The sequence below is a fragment of the Nocardiopsis alba DSM 43377 genome (assembly GCF_000341225.1).
Lineage (GTDB): Bacteria > Actinomycetota > Actinomycetes > Streptosporangiales > Streptosporangiaceae > Nocardiopsis > Nocardiopsis alba.
This window is the reverse complement of sequence record NZ_ANAC01000013.1, coordinates 181,687-204,819: the sequence shown is the minus strand read 5'-3', so window position 1 is coordinate 204,819 and position 23,133 is coordinate 181,687. Positions and strand designations below refer to the sequence as shown.

At 70.8% G+C, this 23,133-nt stretch carries 22 protein-coding genes and 1 riboswitch; of the genes, 13 read left to right on the top strand and 9 right to left on the bottom strand.

What is annotated here, in order from left to right:
- The first annotated feature begins 10 nt into the window (after window positions 1–10).
- Window positions 11–904 (top strand): SDR family oxidoreductase, encoded by an 894-nt coding sequence (locus D451_RS0115620; RefSeq protein ID WP_014909242.1) that lies wholly within the window; start codon window positions 11–13, stop codon window positions 902–904.
- A 149-nt stretch (window positions 905–1,053) separates the two neighbouring features.
- Window positions 1,054–2,025, top strand: coding sequence for a zinc-binding dehydrogenase (locus tag D451_RS0115615; RefSeq protein WP_017535126.1), 972 nt, complete (start codon window positions 1,054–1,056; stop codon window positions 2,023–2,025).
- A gap of 9 nt (window positions 2,026–2,034) precedes the next feature.
- On the opposite strand, the gene thiE is transcribed toward D451_RS0115615, so the two are convergent.
- Window positions 2,035–2,706 (bottom strand): thiamine phosphate synthase, encoded by a 672-nt coding sequence (gene thiE / locus D451_RS0115610; protein WP_014909467.1) that lies wholly within the window; start codon window positions 2,704–2,706, stop codon window positions 2,035–2,037.
- A gap of 76 nt (window positions 2,707–2,782) precedes the next feature.
- On the bottom strand, window positions 2,783–3,142 hold the full coding sequence (locus D451_RS0115605) for an Rv2175c family DNA-binding protein (protein WP_014909486.1): 360 nt from the start codon (window positions 3,140–3,142) through the stop codon (window positions 2,783–2,785).
- 118 nt (window positions 3,143–3,260) lie between these two features.
- Window positions 3,261–3,371: riboswitch (TPP riboswitch) on the top strand.
- Between D451_RS0115605 and thiO the strand changes: the two genes are divergently transcribed.
- The 7 genes from thiO (at window position 3,340) to thiI (ending at window position 11,381) form a co-directional block, all read left to right on the top strand.
- Entirely contained in the window at window positions 3,340–4,608 is a 1,269-nt protein-coding gene (thiO, locus tag D451_RS0115600; protein WP_014911304.1) for a glycine oxidase ThiO, read from the top strand. Its footprint overlaps the riboswitch before it by 32 nt.
- Window positions 4,599–4,811 (top strand): sulfur carrier protein ThiS, encoded by a 213-nt coding sequence (gene thiS / locus D451_RS0115595; protein ID WP_026125103.1) that lies wholly within the window; start codon window positions 4,599–4,601, stop codon window positions 4,809–4,811. Before thiO ends, thiS begins: the two co-directional genes overlap by 10 nt.
- 3 nt (window positions 4,812–4,814) lie before the next feature.
- A complete protein-coding gene (locus D451_RS0115590) occupies window positions 4,815–5,603 on the top strand; it encodes a thiazole synthase (RefSeq protein ID WP_014912804.1) in 789 nt (262 codons plus the stop codon).
- A gap of 302 nt (window positions 5,604–5,905) precedes the next feature.
- Complete coding sequence (gene pknB, locus D451_RS0115585) at window positions 5,906–7,870, top strand: Stk1 family PASTA domain-containing Ser/Thr kinase (RefSeq protein WP_014911144.1); 1,965 nt, start codon at window positions 5,906–5,908, stop codon at window positions 7,868–7,870.
- 136 nt (window positions 7,871–8,006) lie between these two features.
- Entirely contained in the window at window positions 8,007–8,672 is a 666-nt protein-coding gene (locus D451_RS0115580; protein ID WP_017535123.1) for a response regulator, read from the top strand.
- Between the two features lie 177 nt (window positions 8,673–8,849).
- The gene (locus D451_RS0115575) at window positions 8,850–9,875 is read left to right on the top strand and encodes a 6-phosphofructokinase (RefSeq protein WP_014910132.1); all 1,026 of its coding nucleotides are present in this window, start codon (window positions 8,850–8,852) and stop codon (window positions 9,873–9,875) included.
- Window positions 9,876–10,091: 216 nt separating this feature from the next.
- A complete protein-coding gene (gene thiI, locus D451_RS0115570; protein WP_014908828.1) occupies window positions 10,092–11,381 on the top strand; it encodes a tRNA uracil 4-sulfurtransferase ThiI in 1,290 nt (429 codons plus the stop codon).
- Window positions 11,382–11,458: 77 nt separating this feature from the next.
- Here thiI and aroF read toward each other — a convergent pair whose 3' ends face one another.
- Window positions 11,459–12,505, bottom strand: a complete 1,047-nt coding sequence (gene aroF, locus D451_RS0115565; RefSeq protein ID WP_014912155.1) for a 3-deoxy-7-phosphoheptulonate synthase — start codon at window positions 12,503–12,505, stop codon at window positions 11,459–11,461.
- Between the two features lie 362 nt (window positions 12,506–12,867).
- Between aroF and D451_RS0115560 the strand changes: the two genes are divergently transcribed.
- Window positions 12,868–13,512: a molybdopterin-dependent oxidoreductase gene (locus D451_RS0115560; protein WP_026125102.1), complete on the top strand. Its 645-nt coding sequence runs from the start codon at window positions 12,868–12,870 to the stop codon at window positions 13,510–13,512.
- Between the two features lie 6 nt (window positions 13,513–13,518).
- Here the strand turns inward: D451_RS0115560 and macS are convergent, their stop codons facing one another.
- Genes macS through D451_RS0115545 form a run of 3 tightly spaced genes read right to left on the bottom strand, consistent with a single transcriptional unit; the run spans window position 13,519 to window position 16,388 of the window.
- The gene (gene macS, locus D451_RS0115555; RefSeq protein ID WP_017535122.1) at window positions 13,519–14,616 is read right to left on the bottom strand and encodes a MacS family sensor histidine kinase; all 1,098 of its coding nucleotides are present in this window, start codon (window positions 14,614–14,616) and stop codon (window positions 13,519–13,521) included.
- A gap of 51 nt (window positions 14,617–14,667) precedes the next feature.
- A complete protein-coding gene (locus D451_RS0115550; RefSeq protein ID WP_017535121.1) occupies window positions 14,668–15,594 on the bottom strand; it encodes a hypothetical protein in 927 nt (308 codons plus the stop codon).
- Complete coding sequence (locus D451_RS0115545) at window positions 15,591–16,388, bottom strand: alpha/beta hydrolase (protein WP_017535120.1); 798 nt, start codon at window positions 16,386–16,388, stop codon at window positions 15,591–15,593. The genes D451_RS0115550 and D451_RS0115545 overlap by 4 nt, the downstream gene beginning before the upstream one ends.
- Before the next feature lie 417 nt (window positions 16,389–16,805).
- On the opposite strand from D451_RS0115545, the gene D451_RS0115540 reads away from it, so the two are divergent.
- Entirely contained in the window at window positions 16,806–17,636 is an 831-nt protein-coding gene (locus D451_RS0115540; RefSeq protein ID WP_017535119.1) for a lysophospholipid acyltransferase family protein, read from the top strand.
- An 84-nt stretch (window positions 17,637–17,720) separates the two neighbouring features.
- Here D451_RS0115540 and D451_RS0115535 read toward each other — a convergent pair whose 3' ends face one another.
- Window positions 17,721–18,668, bottom strand: coding sequence for an ROK family glucokinase (locus D451_RS0115535; RefSeq protein WP_014910413.1), 948 nt, complete (start codon window positions 18,666–18,668; stop codon window positions 17,721–17,723).
- A 123-nt stretch (window positions 18,669–18,791) separates the two neighbouring features.
- On the bottom strand, window positions 18,792–19,262 hold the full coding sequence (locus D451_RS0115530; protein ID WP_014909061.1) for a hypothetical protein: 471 nt from the start codon (window positions 19,260–19,262) through the stop codon (window positions 18,792–18,794).
- 517 nt (window positions 19,263–19,779) lie between these two features.
- On the opposite strand from D451_RS0115530, the gene D451_RS0115525 reads away from it, so the two are divergent.
- On the top strand, window positions 19,780–21,588 hold the full coding sequence (locus D451_RS0115525) for an AMP-dependent synthetase/ligase (protein ID WP_014910279.1): 1,809 nt from the start codon (window positions 19,780–19,782) through the stop codon (window positions 21,586–21,588).
- Here D451_RS0115525 and D451_RS0115520 read toward each other — a convergent pair.
- A complete protein-coding gene (locus D451_RS0115520) occupies window positions 21,576–21,986 on the bottom strand; it encodes a helix-turn-helix transcriptional regulator (RefSeq protein ID WP_017535118.1) in 411 nt (136 codons plus the stop codon). The genes D451_RS0115525 and D451_RS0115520 overlap by 13 nt on opposite strands.
- Here D451_RS0115520 and D451_RS26580 point away from each other — a divergent pair.
- Window positions 21,925–23,061 carry an MFS transporter gene (locus D451_RS26580; RefSeq protein WP_275040959.1) on the top strand — a complete coding sequence of 379 codons (1,137 nt, stop codon included), beginning with the start codon at window positions 21,925–21,927 and terminating at the stop codon, window positions 23,059–23,061. The two genes, D451_RS0115520 and D451_RS26580, sit on opposite strands and share 62 nt — an antisense overlap.
- The last annotated feature ends 72 nt before the right edge of the window (window positions 23,062–23,133 follow it).

Genomic DNA, 23,133 nt, shown 5'->3' with positions numbered 1-23,133 from the left:
GATGGCTGTCATGGGCGACGATCACATGACAAACCACACCATAGGGGTGACCGGGGCCACCGGTGCCCTGGGCGGACGCGTGGCCGCCAGGATCGCCAGGCTCGGGGCCAGGCAGCGTCTCATCGTGCGCGATATCAATCGGGCCCCGGAGTATCCGGGCAGTAGCGCGTCGATGGCCGTCTACGAGGACACCGCCGCCTTCGAACGGGCCTGTCGTGGTGTGGACACCCTGTTCCTGGTCTCGGCGACCGAGTCCGAGAATCGGATGGACACCCACATCAGCGCGGTGGACGGCGCCGTCCGGGCCGGGGTGTCCCGGATCGTGTACCTGTCGTTCCTGGGTGCCGGACCGGCCGCCACCTTCACCTTCGCCCGGACGCACTTCTTCACCGAGGCGCACATCCGCTCGACCGGGGTGCCGTACACGTTCTTGAGACCCTCCCTCTACCTGGATCTGATGCCCTCCTGGGTGGACGACCACGGTGTGGTGCGCGGCCCGGCCGGAGAGGGTCGCGTCGCCTGGGTGTCCCGGGACGACGTGGCGGACGTGGCCGCCACCGTGCTCACCGACCCCGTGGTGATCGCCGCCTCCGAGGAGACCACCTACGACGTGACCGGCCCGGAGGCGCTCTCGGTCGGGGCCACCGTGGAGCGACTGGGCCGGCTCACCGGACGTTCGATCCGGTACGTGCCCGAGACCTGGGAGGAGGCCTTGGAGTCGCGTCGCTCGAGCGGGGCCCCGGAGTGGGCGGTCGAGGGGTGGGCCTCGTCGTACGCGGCGATCGCCTCCGGTGAGCTGGACGTGGTCTCCCCCACGGTGCCGGATCTGACCGGGCATCCGGCCCAGTCGATCGAGGGCTTCCTGCGCCGCCATCCCAGCGCGTTGTCGCACGTCCACGTCTGATCGCTCCGCCCCGGCCGTCGTGCTCCCGCACGGCGGCCCCGTCGTCTCCGAGGTTCCCCGAGGGAATCCTCCCCTCCCCCTTGACCTCAACATTGGTTTAGGTAGGAGGGTCGTTCTTGTAAGACGAACGACGGACCACGGAGTGTGCGATGCGAGCGGTGAGAGTGGACGGATTCGGCGGCCCGGAGGTCCTCGCCCTTCACGAGGTCCCCGAGCCCGAGCCCGGTCCCGGCGAGGTGGCCGTACGGGTGGAGGCGGCCAACGTCATCTACCTCGACACCCTGATCCGGAGGGGCCTCGCCCGGGAGTTCTTCCCGATCGAGCCTCCGTACGTGCCGGGTTCGAGCGTGGTGGGCCGGGTCGAGGAGGTCGGCCCGGAGGCCGATCCCTCCCTCGTCGGAGCCCTCGTGCTCTCCGAGACGGAGGAGGGCGGATACGCGGAGCGGGTCGTGGTCCGTGAGGACGGCCTGGTACGGGTGCCCGACGGGCTCTCCCCCCACGATGCCCTGGCCCTGCTGGTCGACGGAGCCACGGCGATGCTCCTGGAGCGCTCCGCCCGTTTCCTCCCCGACACCCGGGTGCTGGTACTGGCCGCCGCGGGCGGCGCCGCGAGCCTGGTCGTGCAGCTCGCCCGGCTGGCGGGGGCCCGGGTGATCGGCGCCGCGTCCAGCCCGGAGAAGCGGGAACTGGCCCGAGCCCTGGGAGCGGTCGAGACCGTGGACTACTCGGCCCCCGACTGGCACGACCGGGTCCGCGAGATCACCGGCGGGGCCGGGGTGGACGTGGTCGTCGACGGGGCCGGAGGGGCGCTGGGGGCGTCGGCCTTCTCCCTCGTGGCCGACGGGGGACGTTTCGTCAGCTACGGCACCACCGACGGGGAGATCGTCGAGATCGACGAGGCCGAGGCGTCCCGACGTCGGATCGAGACCGTGGGCCTGTTCGACATCCAACGGGAGGAGAACCTGGGCCGGAACGACCTGGCCAGACTCGCCTTGGAGGAGGCCAGGGAGGGCCGGATCCGACCGCACGTGGGGATGACCCTGCCCTTGGAGCGGGCCGCCGAGGCGCACCGGGCGCTCCAGGAGCGTCGGGTCGTCGGGAAGGTGCTCCTCGTCCCCTGACCCGAACGGTCAGGAACGGTCGGAGCGCGCGGTCAACCGGGCCCGCAACGCGGCGGCGGCCGCTCGGGGGTCCTCCGCCTCGGTGATCGCGCGCACCACGACCACCCGACGGGCACCGGCGTCCAGTACGCGGTCGACGTTGTCGAGGTCGATGCCGCCGATGGCGAACCAGGGGCGGTCGCCGGCCAGCTCGGCGGCCCGCTCGACCAGGGAGAGCCCGGCCGCGGGACGACCCGGCTTGGTCGGGGTGGCCCAGGTCGGCCCGACACAGAAGTAGTCGCTGCCCGCCTCGGCCGCGGAGGCCGCGGCGGCGTCGGCGTCGTTGTTGGAACGGCCGATGATCGGGTCGGCGCCGATGATGTCCCTGGCCATGGGGACGGGAAGGTCCCGCTGCCCCAGGTGCAGGACGTCGGCGCGCACCGAGCGGGCGATGTCGGCCCGGTCGTTGACCGCGAGCAGGGCCCCGTGCCGCTCGCAGGCCTCGCGCATGATCTCCAGGGCCGCGAGCTCCTCACGGGCCTCCAGACCCTTGTCCCGGAGTTGGACGATGTCCACACCTCCGGCCAGGGCGGCGTCGGTGAACTCCGCGAGATCGCCGCGCCCGGTCCGGGCGTCGGTGCACAGGTACAGAAGCGATGCGTCCAGGCGCTCGCGCAGGCTGGTTCCGTGGCTGGTCCTCACACCGTCCACCTTAGGGCCCGGAGATCGGGGACCCGAGGGCACCCCCGTGCGGAGCGCCCCGGGCCCCGGACCCGCCTCAGAAGGCCAGGCTCTGGGCGCGGCGCCGCACCTCGGTGCCCCGGTTCTCGCGCATGGCCTGGATCGGGGTTCCGGGCAGGGTGTCGTCCGGGGTGAACAGCCAGCGCAGGGCCTCCTCCGTGGAGAACCCGGCGTCGGTGAGCAGCACGATGGTGCCGGGCAGCCCCTTGACCAGGTCCTCCCCGTCCAGGAAGGCGGCGGGGATGGAGAGTTCTCCGCCCCGGACCAGACCCATCAGCCGCTTCTCGCGGATGAGCGTCTTGATCCGGTTCGGGCTCACGCCCAGCGGCCGGGCGGCCTCTCGCAGGGTCAGCCAGTCGCCGACCAGTTCGTCGATTTCACGGTCGCTTTGTGTCACCCTCCCAATCTGCCACACACGGCCGGCCACGCGGACCGTCCCGGCCGTGCCGGGTGACCTGGCAGAGGTCCCGACGCGCCCCCTTCGAAGGGCCTGTCCTAGGATGGGGTACCGAACAGACACGTCCCGCGGGAGCCGGGTGGACCCGGCTGAGAGGGAGACTGCCCGTCTCCGACCGCACGAACCTGATCCGGATCATGCCGGCGAAGGGAGTGGAGGAGCGCACCGTGCGTACTTTCGAGGAAACCCCCGACACGAGGATTCGTCCTACCAATACCGTGGTCGTGGTGGGCGGTGGCGTCATCGGCCGCGTCACCGCGTGGCGGGCCGCCCAACAGGGCCTGGACGTCACGCTGGTCGAGCCCGATCCGGTGGACGAACCGTCCCACGCGCGTGCCGCCTCGACCGTCGCCGCGGGCATGCTGACCCCCGCCACCGAGGCGGTGTTCGGCGAGGAGGAGCTGATGGCCCTGGGCCTGCGCTCCGCGCGGATGTACGACGACTTCGTCGCCGAGGTGGAGGCCGCGAGCGGCCGATCGGTGGGTCATCGCCGCACCGGCACCCTGCTGGTCGCCTTCGATCGGGACGACCTGGCCGTCCTGCACGATCTGCACGCCCTCCAGGAACGGCTGGGGATCGCCACCGAACGGCTGGGCGGCCGTGAGTGCCGCAGGTTGGAGCCCATGCTGGCGCCTTCCGTGCGCGGCGGTGTCCTGGCCCCCGAGGACCACTCCCTCGACCCCCGGCTCCTCCTCCGGGCCCTGGCCGAGGCCGGGAGGCGCGCGGGGGTGCGCGAGGTCTCCGGGACCGTGGCGGAGGTCTCCTCCCCGGGCCCCGACGGGGCCCGCCTCGGGGTACGTCCGATCGACGGTCCCGTCCTTCCGGCGCACCAGGTCGTCCTGGCCGCGGGCTGCTGGGGCGACCGGATCACGCTGCCCGCGCCGGTGGTGCCGCCGCTGCGCCCGGTCAAGGGACAGTTGCTGCGCGCCCGCGTGCGCGCCGGAGAACCGCCCATCGTGGAGCGCACCGTGCGCGGCCTGGTCCGCGGATTCCCCGTCTACCTGGTGCCACGCGCCGACGGCGAGGTGATCGTGGGCGCCACCCAGGAGGAACTGGGCCACGACACCGCCCTGACCGCGGGGGGACTCTGGCAGGTACTGCGGGACGCCCGAGAGCTGGTCCCCGGGGTGGGCGAACTGGAGATCACCGAGACCTGCGTGGGCCTGCGCCCCGGATCCCCCGACAACGAACCCCTCCTGGGCCCCACGAGGGTCCCGGGACTGCACCTGGCCTCCGGCCACTTCCGCCACGGGGTGCTCCTGGCCCCCGTGACCGGAGAGGTCATGGCCGAGGCGCTCACCACCGGCACGCTGCCCGAGTACGCGCGCCGGTTCGCCGCCGACCGAGCCGTGCCCGGCGGTGACACGCGGGAGAAGCCGACGACGTGGGAGGAACAGTGGAACTGATCATCAACGGCGAGAGCCGCCAGAGCGAGGCCGCCACGGTCGAGACGGTCGTGCGCGACCTGACCTCGGCCGGGGAGGGGCGGATCCCCGGCGGGATCGCGGTCGCCGTCAACGACGAGGTCGTGCGCCGTACCGCCTGGGCCGAGACCGCCCTGTCCCCCGGAGACCGTGTGGACATCCTGACCGCCGTGCAGGGAGGCTGAACCATGACCGACACCCTCGACGCCCCCACCACGATCGACGATCCCCTCGTCATCGACGGGGTCTCCTTCGGTTCCCGGCTCATCACCGGCACCGGCGGCGCCCCCTCCCTGGAGGTCCTGGAGGAGGCCCTGCTCGCCTCGGGGACCGAGCTCACCACCGTGGCCATGCGCAGGGTCACCCCCGGTACCCGCGGTTCGGTGTGGGACGTCCTGGAGCGCAACGCGATCCGGCCGCTGCCCAACACCGCCGGCTGCTTCACCGCCGTCGAGGCCGTGCGCACCGCCCGGTTGGGCCGTGAGGCCCTGGAGACCGACTGGGTCAAGCTGGAGGTGGTGGCCGACGAGCACACCCTGCTGCCCGACCCGGTGGAGCTGCTGGACGCCGCCGAGACCCTCGTGGACGAGGGGTTCACCGTCCTGCCCTACACCAACGACGACCCGATCCTGGCCCGTCGACTGGAGCAGGTGGGGTGCGCCGCCGTCATGCCGTTGGCCGCGCCGATCGGTTCGGGCCTGGGCATCCGCAACCCGCACAACCTCGAACTGATCGTCGAGCAGGCCCGGGTCCCGGTGATCGTCGACGCGGGCATCGGTACCGCCAGCGACGCGGCCCTGGCGATGGAACTGGGATGCGACGCGGTGTTGTTGGCCACTGCCGTGACCCGCGCGCAGGACCCCGTCCGTATGGCGACCGCGATGCGCGACGCCGTCCGGGCCGGGCGGGGCGCGCGTCTGGCCGGCCGTATCCCGGTCCGCCGTCACGCGCTGGCCTCCAGCCCCGACGTGGTCTGACACCCGTGCGTCGGGCCGGCGTGGATCGTCGGCCCGACGGACGGTTTGCGCTCGTCCCCTACCGTGGTGGGGTACGGCGGCCCTTTGGAGGGCGCCGCTCCCATCAGAACCGCCCAGGCGCGAACTCCCTCGACCGCACACGGAACGACCTTGTGCGACACGGACCGGGGACGCCGCGACCGTGAACCGCGGGGCAGAACCGACGCCGGATTCCGCTATCGTGTCGGTTCGATACCTGGTGTCGGGTACGCGCCACCGGCCGCGATCTCCCGCGCTCCCCGCAGCAAGGACACAACTCCGCCGTGGACATGACGAATTCCGACCCGCTTGTAGGCGCGACACTGGACCGTCGCTACTTCGTCGAGTCAAGGATCGCCGGTGGCGGCATGGCGACGGTGTACGTCGCCCACGACCTGAGACTGGACCGCAGACTGGCCTTGAAGGTCATGCATCCCTCTCTGGCCCAGGACCCCTCCTTCGTCCAGCGCTTCATCAACGAGGCGCACTCGGTCGCCAAGCTCTCCCACCCCAACGTGGTGCAGGTCTTCGATCAGGGCGAGGATCAGGGACACGTGTTCCTGGCCATGGAGTACGTCCCGGGCCGGACCCTGCGCGACCTCCTCAAGGAGCAGGGCAGGCTGGCCCCCCGGCAGGCCCTGAACTTCATGGCCCCGGTCCTGGCCGCGCTGGGCGCCGCCCATCAGGCGGGCATGGTGCACCGCGACGTCAAGCCCGAGAACGTCCTCATCACCGAGGACGGTCGGGTGAAGGTCGCCGACTTCGGTCTGGCCCGCGCCGTCGAGCAGTCCAACCAGGGACTGACCCGGACCGGCACCCTCATGGGCACCGCCGCCTACCTGGCCCCCGAGCAGATCGAGAAGGGCACCGCCGACGCCCGCAGTGACGTCTACGCGGCCGGCATCATGCTCTACGAGCTGCTCACCGGTGGACAGCCGCACACCGGCGAGACCCCCATCGCCATCGCCTACCAGCACGTCACCGAGGACGTCCCCCGTCCCTCCCACTTCCTGCCCGGGCTCCCGCCCGAGGTGGACACCCTGGTCACCAAGGCCACCGAGCGCGATCCCAGGTACCGTCCGAGCAACGCGGGCCAGTACCTGGCCAAGGTGCTGGAGGTCCTGCGCGACCTGCCGGAGAACCCCGCCCCGGCCCAGGGCCGGATGGCGCCGGTCGCCCCGACCGGTCCCTCCGCCGCCACCATGACCGCGCCCCAGTTGATCGCCGGCGGCGCAGGTCCGGGGACCGAGAACGCCACCATGGTCGTCGACATGGGCGCCATGGACGGCTATGGCGACGACGACCGCTACCCCGACGACGGGGAGCGTTCCCGTTTCGGCCGTAAGCCCCTGCTGATCGCCGGTGCCGCGGTCATGGCCCTGATCGTCGGCGTGGTCGGCTGGTGGTTCCTGCTCGGCCGCTTCGAGTCCGTTCCCGACGTGATCGGGTCCACCCCCGAGGCCGCGGGGACCGAGATCCGGTCCAGTGGTCTGATCTACAACCTCTCCGACCGGACCGTCTACAGCGACGACGCCGCCGCCGGCGAGGTGGGCGGTACCGACCCCGAGATCGGTACCCGGCTCTCCCCGGGCGACGAGGTGACGGTGTTCCTCTCCAAGGGGCCGCAGGAGGTGGACATGCCCGAGCTGGTCGGCGCCGACGTCGCCGACGCCGTCAAGGAGTTGGAGGACCTCGGGTTCGAGTCCGACAAGATCGCCCAGGAAGAGGTCGACGCCACCGACAAGGACCCCGGCGAGGTCATCTCCACCTCGCCCGAGGCCGGCTCCACCGCCGACCGTGAGGAGACGGTGACGCTCACCGTCAGCCGGGGCATCCCCGTGCCGAGCCTGGCCGGGGAGAAGCTGGAGGACGCCGAGGCCCAGCTGGAGGACCTGGGTCTGTCGGTCGAGGTCGTCGAGGAGGAGAGCGAGAACATCGACGAGGGCCGGGTGATCACCCAGAGCCCCGACACCGGCATCAACGTGGGCGCCGGCTCCACCGTCACCCTGACCGTCTCCACCGGGCCCCCCGGAGTGGACATCCCCAACGTGGTCGGCGAGCGGATCAACGACGCCCGCAAGACCTTGGAGGAGGCGGGCTTCGAGGTCGAGGTGGAGCGCATCCTGGGCGGCCGGATCGTGGCGCACCAGTCGCACAACGGCAAGGCGCCCAAGGGCACCGAGATCACGATCACCGCGACCCCGCGGGGGATCAACCTTCCCGGTGACGACGATGACGACGACGACTGATCCGGTCGGTCTTCGATGAGGGGCGGGGGGCGCGGGCTCCCCGCCCCTCTCGTCTCTCCGTCTCCGGGAGGAACGGCGTGAACCGGCCACGCCCCGTCCTGCCGTTCCGGGCTTCTCGGGCACTACGCTCGGCGACATGAGCGGTGACGACATCCGAGTACTGGTGGTGGACGACCACCCCATGTGGCGTGACGCGGTGGCCCGGGACCTGGACGAGGCGGGCATGACCGTGGTGGGCACCGCGGGCGACGGCGCCAAGGCCCTACGGATCGCCCCGGCGGCCCGTCCCACCCTGGCCGTGGTGGACCTGCACCTGCCCGACACCGACGGGGTGCGGCTCACCTCGGCGCTTCTGGCCCTGCCCGAGCCTCCGAGGGTCCTGGTGCTCTCGGCCAGCGGGGAGAGCGAGGACGTGCTGGCCGCGGTCAAGGCCGGCGCCACCGGCTATCTCGTGAAGTCGGCCGGCCGGGAGGAGCTCTTGGACGCGGTGCGGCGGGTCCACGCCGGAGAGGCGGTCTACACCCCCGGACTGGCCGGTCTGGTCCTCGGCGAGTACCGCCGGCTCTCGGCCGAGGACGAGAGCGCCCGCGCCGGAGACGAGAAGAGCCCCCGACTCACTCCCCGGGAGACCGAGGTCCTGCGTCTGGTGGCCAAGGGGCTGGCCTATAAGCAGATCGCCCGAAGACTGACCATCTCCCACCGGACCGTACAGAATCACGTGCAGAACACCCTGACCAAACTCCACCTGCACAACCGGGTGGAGCTGGTGCGCTACGCCATCGACCAGGGGTTGGACGAATGATCTCGGGGACGGAACGGATATCACCGGTACTTTCGGTCTCCCCCGCCCCGGGGAGGGGGCGGGATTTCGGAGGTCCTTTCCGGCCCGGGGGTTGGCTCGGTCTCGTCTGCCCCACTATGGTCTAGACCATCTGGCGTCCGACGCCGTCAAGACACACAACGTCGAGGAGAATGTCGCATGCGAGTCGGTGTGCTGACCGGTGGCGGAGACTGCCCCGGTCTGAACGCGGTCATCCGCGCCGTGGTCCGTAAGGGCATCAAGGACTACGGCTACGAGTTCATCGGCTTCCGGGACGGCTGGCGTGGGCCCCTGGAGGGCGACACCATGCCGCTGGACGTGTCGGCCGTACGCGGCATCCTCCCCCGCGGAGGGACCATCCTGGGCTCCTCCCGCACCAACCTGATGAAGATCGAGGGCGGTGTCGAGCGGGTCAAGGACAACATGGCCGGCCTGGGCGTGGACGCCCTGGTCGCCATCGGCGGCGAGGACACCCTCGGTGTGGCCCGGCAGCTGCACGACCGCGGCGTCAACGTGGTGGGCGTCCCCAAGACCATCGACAACGACCTCAACGCCACGGACTACACGTTCGGGTTCGACACGGCCGTCAACATCGCGGTGGAGGCGATCGACCGCCTGCACACCACGGCGGAGTCCCACCACCGCGCCCTGGTCGTCGAGGTCATGGGCCGGCACGCCGGCTGGATCGCCCTGCACTCGGGTATGGCCGCGGGCGCCAACGTCATCCTCATCCCCGAGCGCCCCTTCGACATCGACGAGGTCGTCGCGCACGTCGAGAGCCGTTTCCGGACGCAGTACGCCCCCATCATCGTGGTCGCCGAGGGAGCCCACCCCAAGGAGGGCCAGATGGAGCTCCAGACCGGCGAGAAGGACTCCTTCGGCCACGTCCGTCTGGGCGGCATCGGCCAGAACCTGGCCGACGAGATCGAGCGGCGCACCGGCAAGGAGTCCCGCTCGGTCGTGCTCGGCCACGTCCAGCGCGGCGGCACCCCCTCCGCCTTCGACCGGGTGCTCGCCACCCGCCTGGGCGTGCACGCCATCGAGGCCGTGCACGACAAGGCCTTCGGTCGGATGGTCGGCCTTCAGGGCACCGACATCGTCCGCGTCGACCTGGCCGAGGCCACCGACACCCTCAAGACGGTCCCCGCCGAGCGTTACCAGGAGGCCGAGGTCTTCTTCGGCTGATCCGCGCCACGCGACGGCCCCTCCCGACCCCGTCGGGAGGGGCCGTTCGACGTCCGAGGGGTGTCGGTCCTCTCGATCGGCGCCGAACGGGAATGTACCGAGCGCTCCGGAGATTGTTCGATACTGGAGGGAAGCGGTGGACACTCCCGGTCTCTCCATCGCGCCCCTCTCCCTCTCATCGGGTACCAAGGCACCATCTTTTCCGGAGGTAGCACCATGTCCGCGTCGCTGGAGTCCGCGCCGCTCCCCGTAACCGAGGTCGGTGCCGACGCCGGGCTCGGAGAGCTCTGCGTGCTGATGAAGCTCGGCGAGATCGTCCTCAAGGGCTCCAACCGCAAGCTCTTCGAACGGCGTCTGCACAACAACATCCGTGCCTCGGTCCGCGACCTGGGCGACATCCGGCTCTCCCAGCGCGGCGCCGGTGTGATCATCGTGCGCAAGCCCGGGGCCTCGGACCTGGAGATCGCCGAGATCGCGGACCGCATGGCCAACGTCATGGGCGTGGTGTGGGTGCACCTGGTCCGCCGGGTGCCCAAGGACATGGACGCCGTCGTGGACGTGTCCGTGCGCTCCATGGCCGACCGTGAGGGCACCTTCGCGGTGCGCGCCCGCCGCCGCGACAAGCGCTTCGAGATGACCTCCTCCGAGCTGGCCGGCCTCCTCGGATCCAAGATCATCGAGGCCCACGGCTACAAGGTGAACCTCAAGCGGCCCGACAACACCCTCTTCGTCGAGGTCGACAAGGACGAGGTGTTCGTCTTCACCGACGGCATCCCCGGCCAGGGCGGTCTGCCCGCCGGTATGAGCGGCCGCGGCCTGGTGCTGATGTCGGGCGGTATCGACTCCCCCGTCGCCGCGCACCGGATGATCCGGCGCGGCCTGAAGGTCGACTTCCTGCACTTCTCCGGGATGCCCTTCACCGGCCCCGAGTCCATCTACAAGGCCTACAGCCTGGTCCGTCAGCTCGACCGCTACCAGGTGGGCTCGCGTCTGTTCGTGGTGCCGTTCGGCAAGGCACAGCAGCAGCTGAAGAGCTCGGGCATCGAGCGATTGCAGATCGTCGCCCAGCGCCGGTTGATGCTCAAGACCGCCGAGGCCCTCGCCGACGACCTCGGCGCCGAGTGCCTGATCACCGGGGACGCCCTGGGCCAGGTCTCCAGCCAGACGATGACCAACATCACCGCCCTGGACGACGCCGTGGACCTGCCGATCCTGCGGCCCCTCATCGGCATGGACAAGACCGAGATCATGGACCAGGCCCGCTCCATCGGGACCCTGGCCATCTCCGAGCTGCCCGACGAGGACTGCTGCACCATGCTGACCCCGCGTCAGGTGGAGACCGCGGCCAAGATCGGCGACCTGCGCCAGATCGAGAAGCGTCTGGACGCCGAGGAGCTGGCCGAGCACCTGGTGACCACGGCCCAGGTGCACAAGCCCAGCTTCCTGGGCGAGGAGGCCCCCGCGAAGGTGACCCCGACGGCCGCCGCCACGACCGTCACCGCCTGAGCCGCCCTCCCCTCGTACACCGGTGCCCCGGCCCCTCCCACGTGGAGGGTTCCGGGGCACCGGTGCGTTCGACGGTCCTACAGGGCGACCGGCTCGGCCGTGGGGGCCGGGGTGAGGGTACGGCCGCTCAGGGTGGCCAGGGTCGAGGCCAGATCGCGCAGCTCGGCCAGGTCCTCCTCGAGCAGGGCCTGCGGGCCGTCGCACAGCGCCGTCTCAGGGCTGGGGTGGACGTCCACGATGACGCCGTCGGCGCCGATGGCGATGGCCGCGCGGGAGAGGGGCAGGACCAGGTCCCGCTTGCCGCCGGAGTGGGACGGGTCGACGATCACCGGCAGGTGGGTGAGGTTCTGCGCCACCGGAACGGCGCTGATGTCCAGGGTGTTGCGGGTGGCCTTCTCGAAGGTGCGGATCCCGCGCTCGCACAGGACGATGTCGAGGTTGCCGCGCTGGGCGATGTACTCGGCGGCCATCAACCACTCCTCGATGGTGGCGCTCATGCCGCGCTTGAGCAGGACCGGCTTGCCCGCGTCGCCCACCGCCTGGAGCAGGGCGAAGTTCTGCATGTTGCGGGTACCGATCTGGAGCATGTCGGCGTAGGAGGCGACCAGCTCGACGTCGGCGGCGTCCACCACCTCGGTCACGATGGGCAGGCCGGTCTCCTCACGCACGTCGGCGAGGATCCTCAGGCCCTGCTCGCCCAGGCCCTGGAAGGCGTAGGGCGAGGTCCGGGGCTTGTAGGCGCCGCCTCGGAGCAGGGAGGCACCGGCGTCCCGGGCCATGCGGGCGGCCTCGAGGGTCTGCTCGGGGGTCTCGACCGCGCAGGGGCCGGCGATCACGGTCATGTTGTCGCCGCCGATCGGAACGCCGCGCACGCTCACGACCGTGCGGCTGTCGTGGTTCTCGCGGCTGACCAGCTTGTAGGGGGCGGAGATCCGCAGCACGTCGGCCACACCGGGCCTGGCGGCCAGGCCGAGGTCCTGGAACCTCTCGACGTCGCCGACCAGACCGATGATGGTACGGCTCACGCCACGGGTCACGTAGGCCTCACCCCCGGAAGAGGTGACCATCTCGACGAGCGCGTCGATGTTGTCGGAGGTGGCGTCCGGCGCCATAACGATGACCATGTGGGTTGTCCCTGTTTCGTCGGTTGAAGGGCGGAGCCGCGTGGCGGTCGTGCCCGGCCGGAAGGTCCCGGAACACGAAAGAGCCCCGGGCCTGTACCGGCCCGGGGCTCCTGAGGATCGTCTGTGTCAGCGCAGCGCTTTACAGGCGACCGGGGAGAAGGGCCGGTAGCCATAAAAGCGCCAAAAGTTCCGCTGCATGGCTGTGACTATAGCGCATCGTCACCGTCCGCTCGCACGACCGGGGGGAGTGAGCCACCTCTCATCGCGGCCTGGCAGGATGACGGACACGGCGCCCTCCCGAAGGAGCGGGGGCGCGAGGTCCGCGGTTCGCCGACGGATCGACACGGTCACAGGGGGGCGGATTGTCCGAAGGAACGGAGGCCGAGGGCCCGGGCCCCGACGCGCGGACGCGACGTCCGGGGTTGCCTCCCGGGCAGAGGGCGCGCCGGGAGCACAGGCCGGTGCACTACGGGCGGGTGCCCTCCTTTCGCCCCGAGCGATGGGACTTCCGGGTGTTCGGGACCACCGAGTCCCTGGGCACCTACGGCTGGAGCTGGGAGGAGTTCTCCGCGCTGCCCTCGGTCGAGGAGGTCCGGGACTTCCACTGTGTGCTGCGGTTCACCGTCCCGGACGTGCGCTGGACCGGGGTGCGTGCGAGCGACCTGGTCCGTTGGGCCCCGCCGTCGCCGGAGACCACCCACGTGATGGCCTGGGGCGAATACGGCTACAGCGCCAACCTGCGCATCGACGACTTCCTCGCCGACGGGGTGCTCCTGGCCACCCATCGGGACGGGGAGCCGCTCTCCCCCGAGCACGGGTATCCGCTCCGGCTCGTGGTACCGCAGCTCTACGGTTGGAAGAGCGTGAAGTGGTTGCGTTCGGTGGAGTACATGGTGGGCGACCGGAGGGGGTTCTGGGAGGAGCGCGGCTATCACAACCGCGCGGACCCCTGGGGCGAGGAGCGCTTCTCCGAACAGGAGGGCCCGGAGGACGGCCCTCCCCTGTAGAGGGGCTCACGCCCCCTGGCGCGGCACCCGCATCTCGAACTCGGTGCCCTCGTCGGGGGCCGTGTGGATCTCGGTGCTGCCGCCCAGGTCGCGGACGCGCCCCAGGACGGACTGGGAGACCCCGAGGCGTCCCTCGGCCCGGGCCCGTTCCAGTCGTTCCGGAGGGATGCCCGGGCCGTCGTCGCGCACGCTCACGGTGACCGCGTCGGGTTCGTCCTCGACGAGCACCCACGCCCGGGTCCCCGGCGGGCAGTGGCGTTCGACGTTGTGCAGGGCCGCGACCACCGCCGCGGTCAACTCGCGCACGACGTGTTCGGCCAGGACGACCGGGGTGGCGGGGGCCGAGACGGTGACCTCGACCGACTCCAGGGCACGCAGATGGTCGCGCAGGTCGACGGAGCCCGGGACCGCCTCCGGGGCCGTCGTCGCCGCCACCGAGGGGTCCGGGGCGTCGGTGATCAGGGCCCGGAGGCGGACCTCCTGCTCACCGGCCATGCGGCCCAGTTCGGCCGCCGGTCCGCCGATCTCGTCACCGCGTCTGCGCACCAGGGAGAGCACCTGGAGCACCGAGTCGTGGATGGAGCGGGCGAGTCGCTCACGTTCGCGGATCCGCGCTTCGAGGGCGACGGCCCGGGCGAAACGCTCCTCCGCCTGTTCGGCGACGTGGGCCATGTAGCCCACGACCAGTCCGGTCAGGAGCAGCAGGACCACCCCGCGCGCGGTCGCCGCGGTGATGGCGGCGCCCATGATCGTCCGCAGGGCGATGTCGGCCGCGCCGTAGGCGAGGGCCACCGCGATCGCGCCCCTGCGCCCCAGGACGACGCTCACGGACAGGGCCGCTCCGGCGAACCAGTAGGCGCTCAGCGGCGGGGCCTGGGTCAGGTAGAAGGGCGTGGCCGCCAGGGCGGTGGCGAACAGGCAGCCGAAGGAGACCGCCAGATCGGCCCAGAGCAGGCGGCGGGTCCGACGTGCCGGATCCGCGTAGGCCCGGGTGGTCACCACCGTCCACACGGACATCACCACGAGCACGACCCAGGCCGCCCACGGCGTCTCCAGGTAGCGGTGGTGATGGACGACCAGCACGAAGGCGTGGACCAGGGCCACGGCGCGGTAGAGGGCCAGAGCGCGCCAGAGGGGGACGTCGAAACCCAGGGGTCAGACCACCGCCCCGTCGTCGGGACCGTTGTCCCCGGAGGGGCGCGAGTCGTTCATGCGCAGGATGAGCATCACGAAGCTGCCGAGGAAGACCAGGACGCCCAGGAGCATCATCCAGTTGGGCAGGGACAGTCCGAAGAAGGCCGCGCCGAACAGCACCGCGGGAACGCCCAGGAGCCCGAACCAGGCGGCGATACCGGCCCGGTCGCCCTGGAGCAGGGGCGGGGGCGGCGGGGGTTCGTAGTGCCCCTCCGTCTCCGCCTCGGCCCGGCGACGCTCGGCCTCACGGGTCTCGTCGTCGTCATCGTCATCGATGTCGCGCGGAAGGCCGGCGAGGATGTCGCTCGGCCGGACCCGGGACTCGTCGGGGGCGCCGAGGTTCTCGGCGTCGGGCCAGGCCACCCGTTCGCGCTGCTCCCCCTGACCTTCGGGTTCGTCGTAGAAACGGGCGACCAGGTCGTTCCAGACCTCGTCGTCCCCGGAGCCGCCCGGGGCGTCGTCGTTCCCCGGACCGGTACCGAGGTCCGTGGGTCCTCCGTCCAGGAGGTCGCCTCCGACCCCGGCCTCTCCCGTCTCCCGGGCGGAGGGTCCCTCTCGACCGCGTTCCTCGTCGCCCTCGACGCGGGTCTCCCCGCGCGGGGCCAGCAGGTCGGGCCCGTTCTCGTCCGGCCCCAGATCGGGAAGTTCTGAGCCCAGGACCCGCTCGGCGGCGGTGCGCTCCTCGGCGTCGACGTAGAGGTGATCGGTGGGCGGGTCATCGCCCCGACCACCGGTGGGTTCCAGGACGTCCTCCTCCAGTGGGACCGCGTAGGCGGCGATCCCGCTGCGCCTGAGCGCCTCCAGCATGAGGTCGGCGTGTGAGGGCGCGAGCAGGATCAGGGGGACGTAGGCATCGGCGAGCAGGCCGTTGCCCCGACGTTGTGTCATCGGTCGGCTCCTTCCTCGCTTCTACTGTGCTCTCGCACGAAGGCGAGGCTGCCTTCGAAGATCGTGGCGGCGTCGTGGTCGAGTGTCGCCACGTGGTAGCTGTCGTGAAGCAGGTGGATCGTCAGCCGGGCGTCGACCGCTCTCCTGGCGAGGATACGCAGACTGTTCGGTCCGACGACGTGGTCCTGAGTGCTTCTATACGCCAGAATCGGCCCCCGCAAACCGGACATGCCCTCCTGAACCGTGCGCCACAGCTTCGGGAGTGTCGCGGCCGAGGCGGTGGGGATCCGGTCGTACCCGCCCTCGGAGACCCTCTCCAACGACACGTCGCTGGAGATACCGGGGGTGGAGGGCAGCAGACGGGCCGCCACGGAACGGAACGGTTCGATGAACGCGAGCCTGCGGTCCTCCATCGCCAGGGAGGGGTTGACCAGAACGACACCGGAGACGAGGTCGGGGTGATCCTGGAGCAGTCGGAGGGTGAGGGCCCCTCCCATCGACAACCCCATGACGAACACCTCGTCGCAGCGTTCGGCGAGGTCCAGCAGCGTCCCCTCGACGGCCGCGTACCAGTCGTCGGTGCCCGTGGCCGCCATGTCCTGCCAGGTGGTGCCGTGACCGGGCAACCGGGGGAGCTCGACGGTGAGTCCGGCCTCGGCCAGGTACTCCGCCCAAGGACGCATGGAGTGGGGAGATCCGGTGAAACCGTGACAGAGCAGCACACCGGTCGAGGAACCGGAGTGGCTGAAGGGCTCGGCCCCCGGGATCAGGGGGATGGCACTGGTCGGTCTCACTGATCTGCTCCCGGGATCGTACGACGACGGTGGGGCTCGGGGCCCCAGCCGTGAGGCTAGCCGCTCGGAAGAGCGTTCGCCATCGAGGAGACGGTCGCGTCACGCGGGACCCGGGATGGTGAGGAACACGGCCCCTTCCGGTGATCCCCCTCCCTTCGACGCGGGTCACCCTCCGAAGGGAGCGAACCGGTGAGTATCCTCGACTGTGCCCCGCGGTACGGCTCCCTCCCCACGTGATGGACACCGAGGACGGTTCCGGACGCTTTGGCGGTAATACGCACGTGGTGGAAGGATGGCTTCGTCAACCTCCCCCCGCGGTTCCGCGGGGGTTTCCTGACGTTGTCGGCAGAGCGGGACAGTGAGACGTGGCAGGCCCTTGCCCCAAGCTCCCCGCGTGTGCAGGGGTGATCTGAAGAGATGTTCTATTGGGTGGTCAAGGCGATCCTGGGGCCGGTCCTGGCCGTGTTGTGGCAGCCTCGCGCCGAGGGCGTGGAGAACGTGCCCAGGCGCGGTCCGGCCATCATGGTCAGCAACCACCTGTCGTTCTCCGACCACTTCTTCGGGCCACTGCCCCTGCCCCGCAAGATCACCTTCCTCGCCAAGGCCGAGTACTTCACCGGCACCGGTGTGAAGGGGTTCGTCAGCCGGGCCTTCTTCACCGGCGTCGGACAGATCCCGATCGACCGTTCCGGCGGCAAGGCCAGTGAGGCGGCCCTGCGCACCGGTCTTCGCGTGCTCAAGCGCGGTGACCTGCTGGGCATCTACCCCGAGGGGACCCGCTCCCCCGACGGCCGGCTGTACCGGGGGCGCACGGGCGTGGCCCGTCTGGCCCTGGAGGCCAAGGCCCCGGTGGTCCCGATGGCCATGATCAACCTGGAGAAGATCATGCCCCCCGGCCGCACCGTCCCCAAGCTGGGCGTGCGACCCAAGGTGGTCTTCGGAGAACCACTCGACTTCTCCCGGTACTACGGCATGGAGAAGGACCAGCGGGTCCTGCGCGCCGTCACCGACGAGATCATGTACGCGCTGATGGAGCTGTCCGGCCAGGAGTACGTGGACCGCTACGCCCAGTCGGTCAAGGCGGAGCTGGAGGCCGAGGCCAAGGAGGCCCGGCGCGAGCAGAACGCCGACGACAAGGACCGCCGTCGCACGAAGCGGGCCGCCAAGAAGGCGGAGCGGGCCGAGCGCAAGGCGGCGAAGAAGGCCGAGCGGGCCGCGAGGAAGAAGGGCTCCGACGAGGACGCCTGAGCGCGGAGGACGCCGTACCCGAAGGGGGCGGTCACCGGAAGGATCCTTCCGGTGACCGCCCCCTTCGGGTGTTCGCGGCCTCGATCAGCGTCGGGCCAGGTCCGCGGCCCCGACGATGCCCGCCTCGCCGCCGAGCTCGGCCAGGCGGACCTGGGCCGGACGACGGTTCGGACGTCCCGAGAGGTTGCGTTCGAAGGCCTCGCGCGCCGGGCCGAGGATGATGTCCCCGGTGTCGGAGACCCCTCCGCCCAGGACGAAGCACTCGGGGTCGAGGATGGCCGCGAGGTCGGCCAGGCCGATCCCGACCCACTCCCCCACGCGTTCGAAGCAGCCCAGGGCGCCGGTGTCGCCCTCCAGGGCCGCGCGGGTCATGCACTCGCCGTCGACCCGGTCCGCGTCCCCACCGGCGAGCTCCAGCATGCGGGCCGCCCGTACGGGGTCGGTGCGGGCCAGGTCCCGTCCCTCGGCGACCAGGGCGGTGCCGCTCGCGTACTGCTCCCAGCAGCCCTGGTCCCCGCAGGCGCACCGGCGGCCGTTCTGCACCACCCGGTAATGGCCGACCTCGGCGGCCACCCCGTAGCGGCCGCGGTGGAGCCGACCGCCGAGGACCAGGCCGCCCCCGATGCCGGTGCCCAGGGTGACGCAGACGATGTGGTCGCTGCCGCGCCCCGCGCCGAAGCGGGCCTCGGCCCAGGCGGCGGCGTTGGCGTCGTTCTCGATGACCACGGGCAGTTCGATCCGTCGCCGGACGCGTTCCTTGAGCGGTTCGTCGCGCAGCCCCAGGTTGACGGCGACCTGGACGGTGGCCCGGTCCTCGTCGACGAAGCCGGCCACGCCCACGCCCACGGCCTCGATCGTGTCGTCGGGCCTGCGGCCGCGCAGTTCCTCCACGGCCTTGGCCACGACCTCGGCGAGTTGGCCGGGGTCGCCGGACGGGGTCGGGTACTTGACCTTGTCCAGGATCTGTCCGTCGGGGTCGACGACACCGGCGGCGACCTTGGTTCCACCGATGTCTACGCCGATGGTCAGCATGGGACAGCTCCTTCGCACTTACGCCCGAACTCTGACATAAGTCTCAAGGTTCATGGCAGAGGGTTTTCAAATGGTGTAAACCATTCGATTAAACCAGGCATGCGAGGCCCCGTACACTCCGCGTCAGTCCCGCTTCTCCACGGCGTCCCGGGCGCCGCCTTCCGAGGACTCCCGGCGCACGCGTTCGTCGCGCTCGCGGTCCTCTCGTTCCCGCTCCTCACGCTCCCCGCGGAGACGCTCGGCCTCCTCGCGCCCCTCCTCCAGGGTCCGCTCGACCACGCCCCAGGTCCGCCCGAGGGCGTCGGCCAGGGTCAGCCCCGCCCGCCCCAGGTGGCCGGCGACCTCGGGGGCACTCGTACGGACGATGTCGACGAACTCCTCCAACGGAGGGCGCCGCTGATCGGTCTCGATCCGGATCGCCTCCTCCCACACGTCCTTCTTGGGCGGTGGGGAGGCGACGGCGCCCACACCACGCTTGACCCCCTCGACCAACAATCTGCGTTGCAGGGTGTCGACCAGGCGTAGGGCGTCGTCGATGAGGTCGGGGCCGTCGGATCGGGAGCGATCCCGTGCCGCGCCGTTGTTCTCGGTCATCTCTGGAGAGCCTCCTGTCGTGCCGTGGCCTCACGTTAACCGCCCGACAGGGGCGCCGGCAGACCTCTCAGGGCAGGTTCAGGGGGGAACCAGGGATGACTCGGGGACCCGACCACGTTGAAGGAAACGGGAGGATACACACCCATGGCCCCATGGATCGCTCATAGAGTCATAAAGAGCGACCCGAGTCCGAGGTGCGCCGAGAAGGGGGCAGACGATAGTCTCGGCTCCGTATATCCGCGCCGGAGACCACTCGGTCACCCGCCCGACCTGCGGTCCCGGCGCCCCGGACGAGGGCGGGACCCACGCGTACGCGCCCGGGACGAGGAGCCGCCCACGGCACCCGGAACGGCGAGCGGACGGACGACCGACGGGGCCCGGACGGTTCCACTCGCACGTCAAGCCCGGATCACCGTTGGATACCGAACGAGGAGCCATCCTACTCACGAGTAGGATTCTGTTGTTACGGTCGTCACGGCCCCATCCACCAGCACCCGTACACGTCCAGGAGCACCACGTGCGCGAATACAGCTCTCCCGCGAAAGCCGAGATCTCAGACGAGGCGCGGCTGACCGACACGCTCTTTGCGCGCGCGGCCGGCGAGCCGAAGGCGATCGCCGCCCGCCGTCAGGAGCAGGCCGGTTCCGGCCAGTGGCGTGACGTGACCGTCGAGCGTCTGCACGCCGACATCGTCGGTTACGCCAAGGCACTGATCAACGCGGGCATCGAGCAGGGCGACCGCGTGGCCCTCATGTCGCGCACCCGCTACGAGTGGACCGTCATCGACTACGCCATCTGGTCGATCGGCGCCGTCACCGTCCCGATCTACGAGACCTCCTCCGCCGAGCAGATCCAGTGGATCCTGTCCGACTCCGGCGCCAAGGCCGCCTTCGTCGAGACCCCCGACCACGCCGAGCGCGTCGAGTCGATCCGCGAGCAGGCCCCCGAGCTGACCAAGGTGTGGCGCTTCGACGGCGACGACCTGGAGAAGCTGGTCGCCACCGGCACCGGGATCTCCGACGAGGACCTGGAGAAGCGTCGCACCGCCGTCAAGGCCGACGACCTCGCCACCCTCATCTACACCTCCGGCACCACCGGCCGCCCCAAGGGTTGCGAGCTCACCCACCGCAACTTCCTCTTCATCGCCCACGCGGCGCTGGAGGGCCCGGCCAAGCCCATCATCCTCGGGCACGAGGGCGCCCCCTCCACTCTGCTCTTCCTCCCCCTCGCGCACGTCTTCGCGCGCTTCGTCCAGGTCATGGTCATCGAGGGCAAGGCCGTCCTGGGCCACTTCCCCAGCACCGGTCCGGACCTGATCGACCAGTTCTCGGTCTTCAAGCCCACCTTCCTGCTCGCGGTCCCCCGCGTGTTCGAGAAGGTCTTCACCAAGGCCCAGCAGAAGGCCGAGGCCGAGGGCAAGGGCAAGATCTTCAACATCGCCGCCGACACCGCGATCGAGTACAGCAAGGCCCTGGGCAAGGGCAACGTGCCGCTGACCCTCAAGCTCAAGCACGGCCTGTTCAAGAAGCTGGTCTACAGCAAGCTCATGGACCGTCTGGGCGGCGAGGCCCGCTACGCGGTCTCCGGCGGTTCGGCCCTGGGCGACCGCCTGGGCCACTTCTTCCGCGGCGCCGGCCTCACCATCATCGAGGGCTACGGTCTCACCGAGACCACCGCCCCGACCTCGGTCAACAGCCCCGGCTTCAACAAGATCGGCACCGTCGGCCAGCCCATGCCTGGCACCACCATCAAGATCGGCGACGACGGCGAGATCCTGCTCAAGGGCGACCACATCATGGTCGGCTACTGGCAGAACGAGAAGGCCTCGAAGGAGGCCTTCGAGGACGGCTTCTACCGCACCGGCGACCTCGGCTCCCTCGACGACGACGGGTTCCTGAGCATCACCGGTCGCAAGAAGGAGATCATCGTGACCGCCGGCGGCAAGAACGTCGCCCCGGCCGTCCTCGAAGACCGGATCCGCGCCCACGCCCTGGTCAGCCAGTGCATGGTCGTCGGCGACAACCGCAAGTTCATCGCCGCCCTGATCACGATCGACCCCGAGTCGTTCGCGCTCTGGAAGGACCAGAACGGCAAGAGCGGCGAGATCGCCGACCTGACCGAGGACGCCGACCTCCAGGCCGCGATCCAGGGTGCCGTCGACGACGCCAACAAGGCCGTGTCCAAGGCCGAGGGCATCAAGAAGTTCAAGATCCTGCCGAGCGACTTCACCGAGGAGGGCGGCCAGATGACCGCCTCCCTGAAGGTCAAGCGCCACGTGGTCAGCAAGCAGTGGAGCAAGGAGATCGACGACATCTACGACGTCTGATCCTCGAAGTCCTCCCCGAGGGGCCGGTCGCCGACGCGACCGGCCCCTCGGCCTTTCCCACCGGCCGTCAGCAGGTCCCGGTGGGCTCCGGGCCGTAGCCCGAGATGACGCCGGAACGCCTCACTGAATCCGTACGGGTCGGCGTACCCGACCCGGCGCGACACGCTGTCGACGGTGGCGCCGGGCTCCAACAACAGTTCCGACGCCAGGGTCATCCGCCAGGCCGTCGGATAGGCGATGGGGCTCTCCCCCACCAGTTCGTTGAAACGGCGGGCGAAGGAGGCACGGGAGACCCCTCCCCGCGCGGCCAGGTGGAGGGGATGGCCTCCCTCCGGGGTGAGCACCCCGTCGCCGCCGAGGAGGATCACCAGACCGAAACGCTCCTCCTCCCCCTTCACCGGTACCGACCACGGTCCCCGCAGGAACCCCCGCCGCCGGCGCGCTCCTGGGAACGGCCGGAGCGGCGGTCCTGCCCTCGACCCCGGCCCTGATCTCGACGCTCTTCGTGGATCCGCGTCGTCGGGCATCGCCGTCGGCCCGGTGATCGGCGGGGCGATGGTCGCCCACTTCTGGTGGGGGTCGGTGTTCCTGGTGGACGTCCCGGTGGTCGCGGCACTGCTGATCGCCGTGGTCATGGACGTCCTCTTCACCCGCCGTCAGGCCCGGGTGCCCGGCCCTCTGCCGGAGGTCTCCCTATTGCGTGACCGGACCTTCCGGGTCGCGCTGCTCCTGCTCTTCCTGGGCCTGGCCGCGATGAACGGCGTCCAGTACCTGGCGCCGCAGTACCTGCGTCTGGTGATGGACGTCCCGCCCCTGACCGCCGGGCTCTGGCTGGTCCCCCCTGCCCTGGCCCTGATCCTGGGCTCTCAGGCGACCCCCGTCCTGGCCCGGCGCCTGAGGCCCGCACTCGTCATCGTCGCCGGCGTCGCGATCGCGCTCCCCGGGTTCGCCGTGCCGGCCACCGCCGACGGCCGGGAGGCCTGGTGGCTGAGCGCGGGGTTGAGCCTGGTGGTCCTCGGTCTGGCCCCGATCACCGTGCCGGGCACGGATCTGGCCGTGGGGGCCGTCGCCCCGGAACGGGCGGGGGCCGCCTCCGCTCTGGGACAGACCGCCTACGAGCTGGGGCCGGCCTTCGGGATCGCCACGATCGGCACCGTGGCGGCCTCGATCTATCGGAACGAGGTGATCGCCCGGGCCCCGTCGGATCTGCCCGCACCCCTGGTGGAGTCCGCCGCCGACGGTATGGGAGGAGGCGTCGCCCTCGCGGAGGGGACGTCCGGGCCCGCCGGAGAGGCGTTCGTGTCCGCGGTCCGCGCCGCCTTCGACACGGCCTTCGCCGCCGCGGCCTGGACGAGCGCGGGTCTGGCGGTCCTGGTCGGGGTGTGGTCCCTGATGTCCTTGTGGCATCTTCGCCCTCTCGGGTGGGAGCCCGAGGGCGCGGGAACGTCTCCCGAGGCCGCAGAGAAGATCTGAGGGCCTCCTGGACGCCTTCCCCGAACACGTGAGGGGCCCGACCGCGCTCGGCGGTCGGGCCCCTCATCGGGA

What these genes read in the sequence shown, in the direction of transcription:
- D451_RS0115530 (WP_014909061.1), bottom strand. Translation starts at nt 19,262, where the DNA reads ATGACCGAGAACAACGGCGCGGCACGGGATCGCTCCCGATCCGACGGC.
- D451_RS0115540 (WP_017535119.1), top strand. Translation starts at nt 16,806, where the DNA reads ATGTTCTATTGGGTGGTCAAGGCGATCCTGGGGCCGGTCCTGGCCGTG.
- D451_RS0115575 (WP_014910132.1), top strand. Translation starts at nt 8,850, where the DNA reads ATGCGAGTCGGTGTGCTGACCGGTGGCGGAGACTGCCCCGGTCTGAAC.
- D451_RS0115615 (WP_017535126.1), top strand. Translation starts at nt 1,054, where the DNA reads ATGCGAGCGGTGAGAGTGGACGGATTCGGCGGCCCGGAGGTCCTCGCC.
- D451_RS0115620 (WP_014909242.1), top strand. Translation starts at nt 11, where the DNA reads ATGGGCGACGATCACATGACAAACCACACCATAGGGGTGACCGGGGCC.
- D451_RS0115590 (WP_014912804.1), top strand. Translation starts at nt 4,815, where the DNA reads ATGACCGACACCCTCGACGCCCCCACCACGATCGACGATCCCCTCGTC.
- D451_RS0115550 (WP_017535121.1), bottom strand. Translation starts at nt 15,594, where the DNA reads ATGACACAACGTCGGGGCAACGGCCTGCTCGCCGATGCCTACGTCCCC.
- D451_RS0115580 (WP_017535123.1), top strand. Translation starts at nt 8,007, where the DNA reads ATGAGCGGTGACGACATCCGAGTACTGGTGGTGGACGACCACCCCATG.
- thiI (WP_014908828.1), top strand. Translation starts at nt 10,092, where the DNA reads ATGTCCGCGTCGCTGGAGTCCGCGCCGCTCCCCGTAACCGAGGTCGGT.
- thiO (WP_014911304.1), top strand. Translation starts at nt 3,340, where the DNA reads ATGCCGGCGAAGGGAGTGGAGGAGCGCACCGTGCGTACTTTCGAGGAA.
- aroF (WP_014912155.1), bottom strand. Translation starts at nt 12,505, where the DNA reads ATGGTCATCGTTATGGCGCCGGACGCCACCTCCGACAACATCGACGCG.
- D451_RS0115535 (WP_014910413.1), bottom strand. Translation starts at nt 18,668, where the DNA reads ATGCTGACCATCGGCGTAGACATCGGTGGAACCAAGGTCGCCGCCGGT.